The sequence below is a fragment of the Pandoraea apista genome (genome assembly GCF_001465595.2).
Classification (GTDB): domain Bacteria; phylum Pseudomonadota; class Gammaproteobacteria; order Burkholderiales; family Burkholderiaceae; genus Pandoraea; species Pandoraea apista.
In genome coordinates, this window is record NZ_CP013481.2 from 3,437,045 (window position 1) to 3,450,675 (window position 13,631).

Consider the following 13,631-nt stretch of genomic DNA (forward strand, 5'->3'; position numbering starts at 1 on the left):
CCGATCCGTGCGATGGATGAAAAAACGGCGACCCAAAAGAGTCGCCGTTCTTCCCTGGCTTAGCGGCACACACAAACCGCGCCACCGGGCATCATGCCAACACCGGAATTACTGGGCTTCGCCTTCGCGCTTGACCAGCGCCGGGCCACCCTGCTTTTCTTCGTCGGTGAGTGCCTTGTGCGACAGGCGCAGACGGCCCTTGTCGTCCTGCTGGATCACCTTCACGCGCACCGGCTGACCTTCCTTCAGGTACTCGTTGATGTCCTTGATACGCTCGTTGGCAATTTCGGAAATGTGCAGCAAACCGTCCTTGCCCGGCAGCACCGACACAATCGCGCCGAACTCGAGGAGCTTCAGCACGGTGCCGTCGTACACCTGACCGACTTCGACTTCCACGGTGATCAGCTCGATGCGACGCTTCGCTTCGGCAATGCCTTCGGCGCTCGGGCTGGCAATCGTCACCACGCCGTCGTCCGAGATGTCGATGCTCGTGCCGGTCTCTTCCGTCAGTGCGCGGATCACCGAGCCACCCTTGCCGATCACGTCACGGATCTTTTCCGGGTTGATCTTGATGGTGACCATGCGCGGCGCGAATTCCGACAACTCGGTACGCACGCCCGACTGGGCTTCCGTCATCTTGGCGAGAATATGCAGACGGCCTTCCTTGGCTTGCGCCAGTGCGACCTGCATGATTTCCTTCGTGATGCCCTGGATCTTGATGTCCATCTGGAGTGCGGTCACGCCATTCGACGTGCCGGCCACCTTGAAGTCCATGTCGCCCAGGTGATCTTCGTCGCCGAGAATATCGGTCAGCACGGCGAATTTGTTGCCGTCGAGGATCAGGCCCATTGCGATACCGGCGACCGGCGAGGTCATCGGCACACCGGCGTCCATCATGGCGAGGCTACCGCCGCACACCGATGCCATCGACGACGAACCGTTCGACTCGGTGATTTCCGACACCACACGCACGGTGTAGCCGAAATCGTCAGCGCCCGGCAGGCACGCCACGAGAGCACGCTTGGCCAGACGGCCGTGACCGATTTCGCGACGCTTGGGCGAACCCACGCGCCCCGTTTCGCCCGTGGAGAACGGCGGGAAGTTGTAGTGCAGCATGAAGCGATCACGGTACTCGCCTTGCAGCGCGTCGATGATCTGCTCATCGCTCTTGGTGCCCAGCGTGGCCACCACGAGCGCCTGTGTTTCGCCGCGGGTGAACAGCGCCGAACCGTGGGCACGCGGCAGAACGCCAGTGCGGATCGAGATCGGACGCACGGTGCGCGTGTCGCGGCCGTCGATACGCGGCTCGCCCGCCAGAATCTGGCTACGCACGATCTTGGCTTCCAGATCGAACAGAATGTTGCCCACTTCGATCTCGTCCGGGGCAGCTTCGCCCTTGGCGGTCGCGGCCTCGGCCAGCTTGGCGATCACGTCGCTGCTCACAGCGCGCAGTTGTTGCGTACGGGCTTGCTTTTCACGCGTCTGGTAAGCGGCGCGCAGCGGGCCTTCGGCCAGCTCGGTCACTTGTGCAATCAGCGCTTCGTTCTTGGCAGCCGGCGCCCACTCCCACTCGGCCTTGCCGCCATCACGCACGAGGTCGTGAATAGCGTTGATCGCCGTTTGCATTTGCTCGTGACCGAACACCACAGCGCCCAGCATCACGTCTTCCGGCAGTTCCTGCGCTTCCGATTCCACCATCAGCACGGCTTGTTCCGTACCGGCGACGACCAGGTCGAGCTTCGACTTGGCGATCTGTTCGCGCGACGGGTTGAGCACGTACTGGCTGTCGATGTAAGCCACGCGTGCGGCGCCGACCGGGCCGTTGAACGGCAGGCCCGAGATAGCCAGCGCGGCCGAAGCGCCGATCAGCGCCGGAATGTCGGCCGGCACTTCCGGATTCAGCGAGACAACCTGCACCACGACCTGGACTTCGTTGTAGAAGCCTTCCGGGAACAGCGGGCGGATCGGACGATCGATCAGGCGCGACGTCAGCGTTTCGTTTTCCGACGGACGGCCTTCACGCTTGAAGAAGCCACCCGGGATCTTGCCGGCGGCGTAAGTCTTTTCCAGATAGTCGACGGTCAGCGGGAAGAAATCCTGACCTGCCTTGGCCTTCTTGGCGCCCACGACCGTGGCGAGCACGACGGTATCGTCCATGTCGACGAGCACAGCACCGGATGCCTGACGGGCAATCTCACCGGTCTCCATGCGAACCGTGTTTTGTCCCCATTGGAAAGACTTCACGACTTTATTGAACATTTGCACTCCTATATCGAATCGCGCGAATGCAGCAGCGGCGCGATATCGCTGCCGGGGTGATCCCGACGCCTTACAGGGGGGAGTGTTATGCCATTCCAGCGTAGCTCGGCGCGTTGCCGTGCGTGTCAGAGGCGACCCTGGAATGACACAAGCCCTGCTTGCCGACGAGGCCCCGTAAACCGGGAACCCGGCACAACGGCCAGGTTTTGATGACCCGATGGATATCCTCGCGACATCCATCAGGCAATGCCCAAAAACAAAATGCCTGCATCAGCACGCTGATACAGGCATCTCGTCGTAATCGTAATCGCTTACTTACGCAGACCCAGCTTCTCGATCAGGGCGCGGTAACGATCCGCATCCTTGCCCTTGAGGTAATCGAGCAGCTTACGACGACGGCTCACCATGCGCAGCAGACCGCGGCGGCTGTGGTGATCCTTCATGTGTGCCTTGAAGTGCGGCGTCAGTTCGTTGATGCGCGTGGTCAGCAGCGCAACTTGCACTTCGGGCGATCCGGTGTCGTTGGCGGCGCGGGCGAATTGCGCCACGACGTCCGACTTCTTGGTGGTTTCAACAGTCATTTCATTTCCTTTGGAGACATGCGGTCACGGAAGAAAGGCCGTGCCGTGAACTTACAAAAACATGCGCGGCATTGCCGCACATAAACAAAACTGCAAGTGCGCGATTATACGGGAGTTGCCATTCTGACGCTACATTTTTCCACGCTTCGCCGCTTCGGACGGGCCTGAACGCCGGATTCGGACGTCGAAAACCAAGGTATTCGCGGAACAATCGCCGAAATTTCGACGAATTATCCGATAAATCGGGACAAATCACTCCCTTCGGTCGTCGCTCCCCGCGCCGCCGGTTCAACGCTGGCGAGCCATCCGGCAAGTGCTGGGCAGCGCCACCTTGCTCGCGGGCAACTCCATCACCGTCTTGAACCCGAAGCCCGAGCCTTCGTTGTCGAATTTCACGCCGGGCTCTCCGGCACGGCGCATGACCGAGACATACAGCGGCTCGATCATCTGATGGTCGTTAGCGCGAATCCAGGCGTCGGCCGGCGCCTCGCGAACCCGGCGATTCTCGAGCGCGCGCGCCACCGTCGTCACGTCGGTCGTGCCCGCCTGCTCCAGCGCGGCGGCAATCATGTCGATCATCACACTCATACGCAGCAGCGCATAGTCGTCGCGCGCCTCGGGATAGCGCGCACGAAATGCCTTGTAGAAGGCATCCGACGCCTCGCCGCCCACGTTCGGGTGCCACTCAGCCACGGCGTACACACGCCCCACGCCCGCCTCGCCCAATGCCGCCGGCGCCCCCAGCGCATTGCCGTAGAACGTGTAGAACTTGAGTTCCATCCCCTGCTCTCGCGCCGCCTTTACGAGCAACGTCAGATCGTTGCCCCAACTGCCCGTCACTACCGTATCGGCGCCTGCCGCGCGAATCCGTGCGAGATAGGGCGTGAAATCCTTCACGCGTCCGACCGGGCTGAACTGCTCGCCCACAATCTGAATATCCGGACGCTTTGCGCCGATCATCTGACGGGCCAACGCCGCGACCTGACGGCCGAAGCTGTAATCCTGATTGAGCAGGTAGACCTTCCGGATACTCGCGTCGTCCTTGATCGCTTCGGTCAGCGCCTGCATGCGCATGGCGGCATTGGCATCGAACGCGAAATGCCAGAAGCTGCACTGCTCGTTGGTCAACGCCGTGTCGACGGCCGAGTAATTGAAGAACAGCATGCGCTGCCCCGGCTCGCGGGCGTTTCGCTTGTTGATTGCATCGATCAGCGCCGACGCGACCGCCGAGCTATTACCCTGCAAAACAAACGGAATACCGAGATCGCCGGCGGCCTTGAGCTGCACCAAGCTATCTTCGACGGCACCCTTGCTGTCGAACACCGTCAACTCAAGAGGATGAGCGCCGTCGCGCAACTTCACCCCGCCTCGCGCATTGACGCGGTCGATAGCGAAACGCAAATTGCGCTCGACCATGGCGCCGGCATTGCCGAAAGGCCCGCTCATCCCTTCGATGAGCGCGAGGCGGATCGGCGGCGCCGCATGGGCAAGACCGGCCGCTGCCAACAGGCCGACAGCGCACAACACTGCGCATGAGCGCGCCAGCAAGACTTGAACTTTCATCGGGGCCCCATTGACTGTCTCGGCGCGAATCATAACGTCCCGGCCCCCACGCGGCAAGCTGGAATGCCCCACGATGAGGCACACGGCGGTATGCTATCGGCATGCCGCTCTGCGGCGTTTTTCCACTGACGCGAGGCCATCCATGAAGTCTCCGACCCGGGCACGCGCGGGCATCGCTTCCGCGTGTTCCAGCACGCCCCCCCGAACGTCGCGTCGCGCCGCAGCCGCCGCATTGCGATGGCTCACGGCAGGCGCCCTTACCCTGTCGCTGAGTGCCTGTTTCACTCCGCCGTGGCAACAACTGCCATCGAACGCGTCGCAAGCGGAGGTGCAGGCGCAATTAGGCAAGCCGAAAGAGGTCTACCCGCTTGCCCCCGGCGTTACCCGCTGGCTGTATCCGACCAAGCCCTTTGGCGAAGAGACGATCGCGGCGGACTTCGACGCTCAGGGCCGTCTGCTGGGCACCACGCAAGTGCTCTCGACACAGGAGTTCAACAAGGTCGAAATCGACAAGTGGACGAAAACCGACGTGCTGCATCACTTCGGCGAACCGGTCGAGACGTCGTACTTTCCGCTCATGAAGCGTGAGGTGTGGACGTACCGCTTCAAGCAGGACGACGTCTGGTTCTCGATGATGAACTTCTATTTCGACCCGGACGGTGTGCTCAAGACCACCCAGATCAGTCCCGATCCGCTGCACGAGAAACGCGACAACAATCTGTTCTGACGAGGTTTCGGGCACTGCCCGCGCCCTCAAAAGAAACGCCCGCCTACCGGACCTCCGGATGCGGGCGTTTTGACTCTCCGCGGCTATCGACACGACAGCCACGGCGTCGATCACGGCGTGAGTTGCGGGTTGAGCTTCTCGGCCTTCGAATACAGCTTGTTGAGCGCCGACAGATACGCCTTGGCCGACGCCGCCACAATATCCGGGTCCGTGCCCACGCCGTTCACAATGCGCCCGGCCTTCGACAAACGCACCGTCACTTCGCCTTGCGATTGCGTGCCGGTCGTGATGGCATTGACCGAGTACAACAATTGCTCGGCGCCGCTCTGCACCTGCGACTCGATGGCGTTAAGCACAGCATCGACCGGGCCATTGCCCTCGGCCTCGCCGACCAGCTCCTTGCCCTGCGCGGTGAAAACCACACGGGCGCTCGGACGCTCTCCCGTCTCGGAATGCTGCGCCATCGACACGAGGTAGAAATGCTCGCCGCGTTCGGCCTGCGCTTCGTTCGAGACGATAGCCAGAATGTCTTCGTCGAAGATTTCGGACTTCTGGTCGGCCAGCTCCTTGAAGCGTGTGAACGCGGCATTCACGTCCTGCTCCGACTCCATCTCGATACCCAGCTCCTGCAAACGCTGCTTGAACGCATTACGGCCCGAGAGTTTGCCGAGCACGATCTTGTTCGCGGTCCAGCCCACATCTTCCGCGCGCATGATCTCGTAGGTGTCGCGCGCCTTGAGCACGCCGTCCTGATGAATACCCGATGCGTGAGCAAACGCATTCGCACCCACGACCGCCTTGTTCGGCTGGACGTTGAAGCCGGTGATTTGCGAAACGAGCTTCGAGGCCGGCACGATCTGCGTCGTATCGATACCCAGTTCGAGACCGAAATAGTCCTTGCGGGTCTTGAGCGCCATCACAACTTCTTCAAGCGACGTATTGCCGGCGCGCTCGCCAAGGCCGTTGATCGTGCACTCGATCTGACGCGCGCCACCCAACTGCACGCCTGCCAGCGAATTCGCGACCGCCATGCCGAGGTCGTTATGGCAGTGGACCGACCAGACCGCCTTGTCCGAATTCGGCACACGCTCACGCAGCGTGCGCACGAGCTGACCGTAGAGTTCCGGCACGCCGTAGCCCACGGTGTCGGCCACGTTAATGGTCGTGGCGCCCTCGTTGATGACGGCTTCGAGCACGCGGCACAGGAAATCCAGATCCGAACGGCTGCCGTCTTCCGGCGAAAATTCGATGTTGTCCGTGAACTGACGCGCGTACCGCACCGCAAGCTTTGCCTGCTCGAACACCTGATCCGGCGTCATGCGCAGCTTCTTTTCCATGTGAAGCGGCGACGTGGCGATGAACGTGTGAATACGCGATGAGTTCGCGCCTTTGAGCGCCTCGGCAGCACGCGCGATATCGCGATCGTTGGCGCGGGCGAGCGAGCAGACGGTGCTGTCCTTCACGATGCCGGCGATGGCCTGAATCGCTTCGAAGTCACCGTTCGAGCTGGCAGCGAAGCCTGCTTCGATGACGTCCACGCGCAGACGCTCCAGTTGACGGGCGATGCGAATCTTCTCGTCGCGCGTCATCGATGCGCCGGGCGACTGTTCACCGTCGCGCAACGTCGTATCGAAAATGATCAGCTTATCGGCCATGACTTTCTCCTGTGGGGATCTTGTAGGGTTCGGTTTGTTCTTGATGTCTCGATGCGGCGAATCTGCGTGCCGGGTGCCGCGCCGACGCCCAGGAGCATTCCGTCACGGCGCAGGTCGCAGGTCGCACAGCCGGAGGATCGTCGTACGGGCGGGCAACTACCGGGAGGGAATCAGCGCGCGACGCGCGTGCAGGCATAGCATTGGCGGTGCGTGAGGAAGGCCCGAAGCCGGGGTGACGCCTGAAATCATGAGCGCCAATATAGTCGCAATCGGGTGATTTCGCAACGCGCAGCGCGGGCCGCAAGCCGCATCCGGACGGGCGCTCGCCGCCGCCCAGTCATGGCCGCCAGCCCCAACGAAACAGCCCGGCGCAGGGCCGGGCCGAGAGTCACGAGAGACGCACCGGATCAGGCCGGCGGAATACGCAGCACCTGCCCCGGATAGATCTTGTCCGGGCTGGAGAGCATCGGCTTATTGGCTTCGAAGATAGTGTTGTACTTGTTGGCGTCGCCGTAGACCTTCTTCGAGATGGCCGAGAGCGTGTCGCCCTTCTCGACGGTGTGATACGTGGCTTCGGCCGACGCCGTCGACACCGACATCTTGTCGTCCACCTTCTCGACTCCCTTCACGTTGCCGCAGCACAGCAGAATCTTTTCCTTGGTCGCCTGATCGGCGGCCACGCCGAACACGGTCACGGTACGAGAGGCGCCGTCGAACGTCACGGTCAGGCCGGTGGCGTCAAGATTCTGCGTCTTGATGTAGTTCTCGATGGCGTCGGCCGCATTGCGGTTGGCCGCGTCCGCATCGGGACCCGGTGCGGGGGCCTCGGCGGCCTGCGCTTTGCTGCCCAACAGCGCTTCGCCTGCTTCTTTCACGAAGTCCAGAATGCCCATAATTTCTCCTTCGTCACATAGAACAACGGAAACGGCGCCGGAAACCGCCGGATTTACCACGGCATGCCCGGGCCAGGGGGGTACTTCTGAGCCTGCATTCGCAAGACTACAGCATTGCCATGCAGATTCGCGTGACAACGTTGACGCCCAGATGCGACAAGGGGCGTACCGAGACGCCCCTTGTACCGACTGCCTTACTCGTCGACTTCGCCGAAAATGCGCTGCCGGCGGCCCTTGAGGAAGCGGAACCCCCAGAGCACATACCCGGAAATGCTATACAGGCAGAACAGCCCGAAGAGCACCAGCGGCGGATCTGACGACACCAGAATGAAGCCGACCATGAACAGCAGCACCACGCCGAACGACACGCGCTGGCGCACATCGAGCGCCTTGCCGCTGTAGAACGGCGCATTCGACACCATCGACATGCCGGCGTAGATCGTCAGACCGAAGGCCACCCAAGGCATCCAGAAAACATTGACCGGCAACTTGTTGTCGATCGTGATCCATACGAAGCCAGCGATCAGCGCCGCAGCAGCCGGGCTTGCCAACCCCTGGAAGAAGCGCTTGTCGACAACGCCGATGTTCGTATTGAAGCGCGCGAGCCGCAGCGCCGCCCCCGCCACATAAACGAACGCCGCGAGCCAGCCCCACTTGCCGATCTCGTGGAGAATCCACTCGTACATCACCAGCGCCGGCGCCACGCCGAACGAGGTCATGTCGGAGAGCGAGTCGTATTGCTCTCCAAACGCGCTCTGGGTGTTGGTCATGCGCGCCACGCGCCCGTCCATGCCGTCGAGCACCATGGCGAAGAAAATCGCGATGGCGGCTTGCTCGAAGCGGTCGTTCATTGCCTGCACGATCGCGAAGAAGCCGCAGAACAGGGCAGCCGTCGTAAAAGCGTTCGGCAGCAGGTAGATACCGCGGTTGCGCGGGCGCACCGGCAGGTCGTCCTCCGCACCTTGGTCGTGGTCTTCGTTCATCGATGGCTCTGCGGATGGATTCTTGTGACGGCCGAACGGCGAGAGATGCCTGACATTGTTGCGCAAGCGGCCGCGATGGTTTTCCGGCATCTGTACCTCCTTGACGATGCTGAGACTGCGGGCGAACCCGCGACGGATCACCGCTATTGGAACGTGAGAAGCGAAAGCAGTTGCAGGCCGCGGCACAGCGACGCACGACCTGACGTCGCAGCGCCGCTCGCGGCCTCGGGGTTGAGCGTACGCGCCGGGCTTACAGTTCGGCGAGAATCGTCGAGGTCGCCGACACCTTGTCGCCGATCGCCACACGCGGGCGCGAGCCCAGCGGCAGGTACACGTCGACACGCGAGCCGAAACGGATAAAGCCGTAACGCTGACCGCGCGTGAGCGCGTCGCCCGGCTTCACGTAGCAGAGAATCCGGCGCGCGATGAGCCCGGCAACCTGCACGCTCGTGACAATCTGGCCGCCTACGTCGATCACCAGTGCATTACGCTCGTTTTCGAGCGATGCCTTGTCGAGATCGGCGTTGAAAAAACGTCCCGGGAAATATTCCATCTTGGTCACCGTGCCGTCAACCGGGGCACGATTCGAGTGAACATTGAAGACGTTCATGAACACGCTGATCTTCAGCGCTTCACGACCTGCGTAGGGGTCCTGCGTGGTTTCGATGGCCACAATGCGGCCGTCCGCCGGCGAAAGCACGGCACCCGCCTGTTGGGGCACCTGACGCGGCGGGTCACGGAAGAACTGCAGAACAAACAGGGCGATCACCCAGAACGGCGCGGCCCAAAACACGCCAGCCATGAAATGCACGACAAGCGCGACGGCGACGGCAATACCCAGGAAGGGCCAGCCCTCGCGGGCAATGATCGGGTGAGGATAATTCATGCGATTGAACTCGCGTCCTTGGTAAAACGGTTGAGTGAGCGGGTCGGCCTGCGTTGGGCCAAACCGTGGCGTGGCGGCATTGTAGCAATGCGCGCGGCGTGGCGACACTTTTTCCCCAATCGACACGTTCGCGTCATAAAGGCAAAGCCCGAGACGGGACTCGGCCATTCCCCGGGAACGCCGCCGATTCGGCACTCACACGAAAAAAGCCGTCCGCCTTGCCATAGCGACAGCCACGGCAAAACGAACGGCCCGGAGCGACGGGTCACGAAGCGATGCGCGTCACGCGCCCACCCCGCCACGCCGTGCGCCGCTAACGCGTGCACCCCGAATGGCTGGGCGTACGCATTGTGCGGCGCGTCGTACTTAGTTCTTCGACTGGTCGACGAGCTTGTTCTTGGCGATCCACGGCATCATCGCGCGCAGCTTGCCGCCGACTTGCTCGATCTGGTGCTCGGCCGTGATCCGACGACGCGAGATCAGGGTCGGAGCGCCGGCCTTGTTTTCCAGAATGAACGACTTGGCGTATTCGCCGGTCTGGATGTCGGTCAGGCACTGCTTCATCGCCTTCTTCGTCTCTTCGGTCACCACGCGCGGGCCGGTCACGTACTCACCGTACTCAGCGTTGTTCGAGATCGAGTAGTTCATGTTGGCGATGCCGCCTTCGTAGATCAGGTCGACGATCAGCTTGAGTTCGTGCAGGCACTCGAAGTAGGCCATTTCCGGCGCGTAACCGGCTTCGACCAGCGTTTCGAAACCGGCCTTGATCAGTTCGACGGTACCGCCGCACAGCACGGCTTGTTCGCCGAACAGGTCGGTTTCGGTTTCTTCGCGGAAATTCGTTTCGATGATGCCGGCACGTCCGCCGCCGTTAGCCGCAGCGTACGACAGCGCGATGTCGCGGGCGGCGCCCGACTTGTCTTGCGCCACAGCGATCAGGTGGGGCACGCCGCCGCCTTGCGAGTACGTCGAGCGCACCGTGTGGCCCGGGGCCTTCGGGGCGATCATGATGACGTCGAGGTCAGCACGCGGGATCACGCAGCCGTAGTGCACGTTGAAGCCGTGCGCGAAGGCCAGTGCGGCGCCTTCCTTGATGTTGGCGTGCACTTCGTTCTTGTACACGTCGGCGATCTGCTCGTCCGGCAGCAGCATCATGACGATGTCGGCCGACTTCACGGCTTCTGCCACTTCCTTGGTGTTCAGGCCGGCGTTGACCGCCTTGTTCCACGAAGCGCCATTCTTGCGCAGACCGACCGTCACGCTCACGCCGCTGTCCTTCAGGTTTTGTGCGTGAGCATGGCCCTGCGAGCCGTAACCGATGATCGTGACTTGCTTGCCCTTGATGAGGGAGAGGTCGGCGTCTTTGTCGTAGAAAACTTTCATTTGGAATTGTCCCGTAATGCCAAAAAATAACTGAAATCAGAATGGATCGAAATCCGCTTACCGCGTTGCCGTTGCCGGTCAGACCTTCAGGATGCGCTCACCGCGCCCGATGCCCGAGCCACCGGTACGAACCGTCTCGAGAATCGCCGTACGATCCAGCCCTTCGATGAATGCGTCGAGTTTCGACGAATTCCCGGTGAGTTCGATCGTATAGGTCTTTTCAGTAACGTCAATGATGCGGCCGCGGAAAATATCCGACATCCGCTTCATCTCTTCGCGCTCCTTGCCCACGGCGCGAACCTTGATGAGCATTAGCTCGCGCTCGATGTGCGCCCCTTCGGTCAGATCCACCACCTTCACCACCTCGATGAGCCGGTTCAGGTGCTTGGTGATCTGTTCGATGATGTCGTCGGAGCCTGTCGTGACCACCGTCATGCGCGAGAGCGACCGGTCTTCGGTCGGCGCGACGGTGAGTGTCTCGATATTGTAGCCACGCGCCGAGAAAAGGCCGACCACACGCGACAGCGCGCCCGGCTCGTTCTCGAGCAAAACAGAAATAATGTGCCTCATGGTGTATCCCGGATTGTCCTAGTGTGGGGGCGTCGCACCCGCGCCGGTCACACCGGCGACGACTGACGGCGCGCGCGCCTCTGTTTACAGATCTTCCGAACCGAGCAGCATCTCGCTGATGCCCTTGCCCGCCTGGACCATCGGCCAGACGTTTTCGGTAGGATCCGTTTGGAAATCCATGAATACCGTACGATCCTTCAGGCGCAACGCCTCGCGCAGTGCCGGCTCGACGTCCGACGACTTCTCGATGCGCATGCCCACATGACCGTAGGCCTCGGCGAGCTTCACGAAGTCCGGCAGCGCGTCCATGTACGAACTGGAATAACGCTTGCTGTATTCGATCTGCTGCCACTGGCGGACCATGCCCAGATAGCGGTTGTTGAGCGACAGGATCTTGATCGGCGTGCGGTATTGCAAACACGTCGAGAGTTCCTGAATGCACATCTGAATCGAGCCTTCGCCGGTGATACAGGCGACTTCAGCATCGGGATGCGCCATCTTTACGCCCATGGCCGCCGGCAGGCCGAAGCCCATCGTGCCCAGACCACCTGAGTTGATCCAGCGGCGCGGCTTGTTGAAGCGATAGTATTGCGCGGCCCACATCTGGTGCTGACCGACATCCGAGCACACGAAGGCTTCGCCGTCCGTGAGCTTCCAGTAGGTCTCGACCACATGTTGCGGTTTGATGATTTCGCTCTCGCGATCGAAGGCGAGGCAATCGCGCGCGCGCCATTCCTCGATCTGCTTCCACCAGTCGGCGAGCGCCGCGGTGTCCGGACCATGCTCGGCCGTTTGCAGATTCTCGATCATTTCGCGCAGCACTTCCTTCACGTCGCCGACGATCGGAATATCGACCTTCACACGCTTGGAGATCGACGACGGGTCGATATCGATGTGAATGATCTTGCGCGCACGCTCGGAGAAGTGTTCCGGATTACCGATCACGCGGTCGTCGAAGCGCGCGCCGATGGCAATGAGCACGTCGCAGTGCTGCATGGCCATGTTGGCTTCGTACGTGCCGTGCATGCCCAGCATGCCGAGGAACTTGGGATCGCTCGCGCGATACCCGCCCAGGCCCATGAGCGTATTGGTCACCGGATAACCGAGCAGATCGCAGAACTGGTTCAGTTCCTTCGATGCATCGGCCAGAATAATGCCGCCGCCAGTGTAGATATAGGGACGCTTGGCCGAGAGCAGCAGGCTCATCGCCTTGCGGATCTGGCCCGAGTGGCCCTTCGTGACCGGGTTGTACGAGCGCAGCGACACCGACTTCGGATACTCGAAGCGGCAGCGCGCCTTGGACACGTCCTTCGGAATGTCGACCAGCACCGGGCCCGGACGGCCCGTCTTGGCGATATAGAAGGCTTTCTTGATGGTGGCGGCGAGATCGCGCACGTCCTTCACGAGGAAGTTGTGCTTTACGCACGGACGCGTAATGCCGACCGTGTCGCATTCCTGGAAGGCGTCTTGACCGATCGCGGCCGTCGGCACCTGCCCGGTGATGATCACGAGCGGGATCGAATCCATATACGCCGTGGCAATGCCGGTGACCGCATTGGTCACACCGGGCCCAGACGTCACGAGGCACACGCCGACTTTGTCGGTGGAACGCGAATAAGCGTCGGCCGCATGGACGGCTGCCTGCTCATGGCGCACCAGAATGTGCTGGATCTTGTCCTGCTTGTAGAGTTCGTCGTAGATGTAGAGAACCGAACCGCCGGGATAACCCCACAGATGTTCGACCCCTTCTTCCTGAAGCGAGCGCACGAGAATCTCGGCGCCAATCATGTCTTCGGAAGTGTTTTGGTGGCGTGTAGCTTCCGCCTCGGAGAATTCCGCGCTTGGCATGTTCATCGTCGACCTTTCAAAGTTTCGGCAAAAATTTTGATCGGGTGCTCTCCCCGCGAACTTGTGGTTCGGGCTCAAGCTGCGCGTCTGAATGATGGACACCCCGGATAGGCGTGCCGATATTGAGACAATCACAGATATTGCGAACTGGCAACCTTACCGGTTCGCAGCAAAATGGTCAAGCGAGATTATGCATTTGCAGCATGATTGCAAAGTCCGCCTCGGACAATCCACACGACGCCACCCATGTCGCCCCATGCTGGTGCAAAATCTTCACACGATA

11 protein-coding genes are annotated in these 13,631 nt (G+C 61.4%); 1 reads left to right on the forward strand and 10 read right to left on the reverse strand.

Going from position 1 to position 13,631, the window contains the following annotated elements:
* Positions 1–108: 108 nt before the first annotated feature.
* The 3 genes from pnp to AT395_RS15695 form a co-directional block, all read right to left on the reverse strand.
* Entirely contained in the window at positions 109–2,265 is a 2,157-nt protein-coding gene (pnp, locus tag AT395_RS15685; RefSeq protein ID WP_048629718.1) for a polyribonucleotide nucleotidyltransferase, read from the reverse strand.
* Between the two features lie 305 nt (positions 2,266–2,570).
* Positions 2,571–2,840 carry a 30S ribosomal protein S15 gene (gene rpsO, locus AT395_RS15690; RefSeq protein ID WP_010806083.1) on the reverse strand — a complete coding sequence of 90 codons (270 nt, stop codon included), beginning with the start codon at positions 2,838–2,840 and terminating at the stop codon, positions 2,571–2,573.
* 288 nt (positions 2,841–3,128) lie between these two features.
* The gene (locus tag AT395_RS15695) at positions 3,129–4,403 is read right to left on the reverse strand and encodes a branched-chain amino acid ABC transporter substrate-binding protein (protein ID WP_042116518.1); all 1,275 of its coding nucleotides are present in this window, start codon (positions 4,401–4,403) and stop codon (positions 3,129–3,131) included.
* A gap of 142 nt (positions 4,404–4,545) precedes the next feature.
* On the opposite strand from AT395_RS15695, the gene AT395_RS15700 reads away from it, so the two are divergent.
* On the forward strand, positions 4,546–5,130 hold the full coding sequence (locus AT395_RS15700; RefSeq protein ID WP_109468909.1) for a hypothetical protein: 585 nt from the start codon (positions 4,546–4,548) through the stop codon (positions 5,128–5,130).
* A 110-nt stretch (positions 5,131–5,240) separates the two neighbouring features.
* On the opposite strand, the gene AT395_RS15705 is transcribed toward AT395_RS15700, so the two are convergent.
* The 7 genes from AT395_RS15705 to AT395_RS15735 all read right to left on the reverse strand — a co-directional run bounded on the left by AT395_RS15705 (position 5,241) and on the right by AT395_RS15735 (position 13,354).
* Complete coding sequence (locus tag AT395_RS15705) at positions 5,241–6,785, reverse strand: 2-isopropylmalate synthase (protein ID WP_042116519.1); 1,545 nt, start codon at positions 6,783–6,785, stop codon at positions 5,241–5,243.
* Positions 6,786–7,192: 407 nt separating this feature from the next.
* Positions 7,193–7,678 (reverse strand): peptidoglycan-binding protein LysM, encoded by a 486-nt coding sequence (gene lysM / locus AT395_RS15710; protein ID WP_042116520.1) that lies wholly within the window; start codon positions 7,676–7,678, stop codon positions 7,193–7,195.
* A gap of 194 nt (positions 7,679–7,872) precedes the next feature.
* On the reverse strand, positions 7,873–8,751 hold the full coding sequence (locus AT395_RS15715) for a CDP-alcohol phosphatidyltransferase family protein (RefSeq protein ID WP_039374156.1): 879 nt from the start codon (positions 8,749–8,751) through the stop codon (positions 7,873–7,875).
* Positions 8,752–8,911: 160 nt separating this feature from the next.
* Positions 8,912–9,547 carry a phosphatidylserine decarboxylase gene (locus AT395_RS15720; RefSeq protein WP_048629723.1) on the reverse strand — a complete coding sequence of 212 codons (636 nt, stop codon included), beginning with the start codon at positions 9,545–9,547 and terminating at the stop codon, positions 8,912–8,914.
* 366 nt (positions 9,548–9,913) lie between these two features.
* A complete protein-coding gene (gene ilvC / locus AT395_RS15725; RefSeq protein ID WP_042116521.1) occupies positions 9,914–10,930 on the reverse strand; it encodes a ketol-acid reductoisomerase in 1,017 nt (338 codons plus the stop codon).
* A 78-nt stretch (positions 10,931–11,008) separates the two neighbouring features.
* On the reverse strand, positions 11,009–11,500 hold the full coding sequence (ilvN, locus tag AT395_RS15730) for an acetolactate synthase small subunit (RefSeq protein WP_010806091.1): 492 nt from the start codon (positions 11,498–11,500) through the stop codon (positions 11,009–11,011).
* An 84-nt stretch (positions 11,501–11,584) separates the two neighbouring features.
* Positions 11,585–13,354, reverse strand: a complete 1,770-nt coding sequence (locus tag AT395_RS15735; RefSeq protein WP_042116522.1) for an acetolactate synthase 3 catalytic subunit — start codon at positions 13,352–13,354, stop codon at positions 11,585–11,587.
* Positions 13,355–13,631 lie beyond the last annotated feature (277 nt).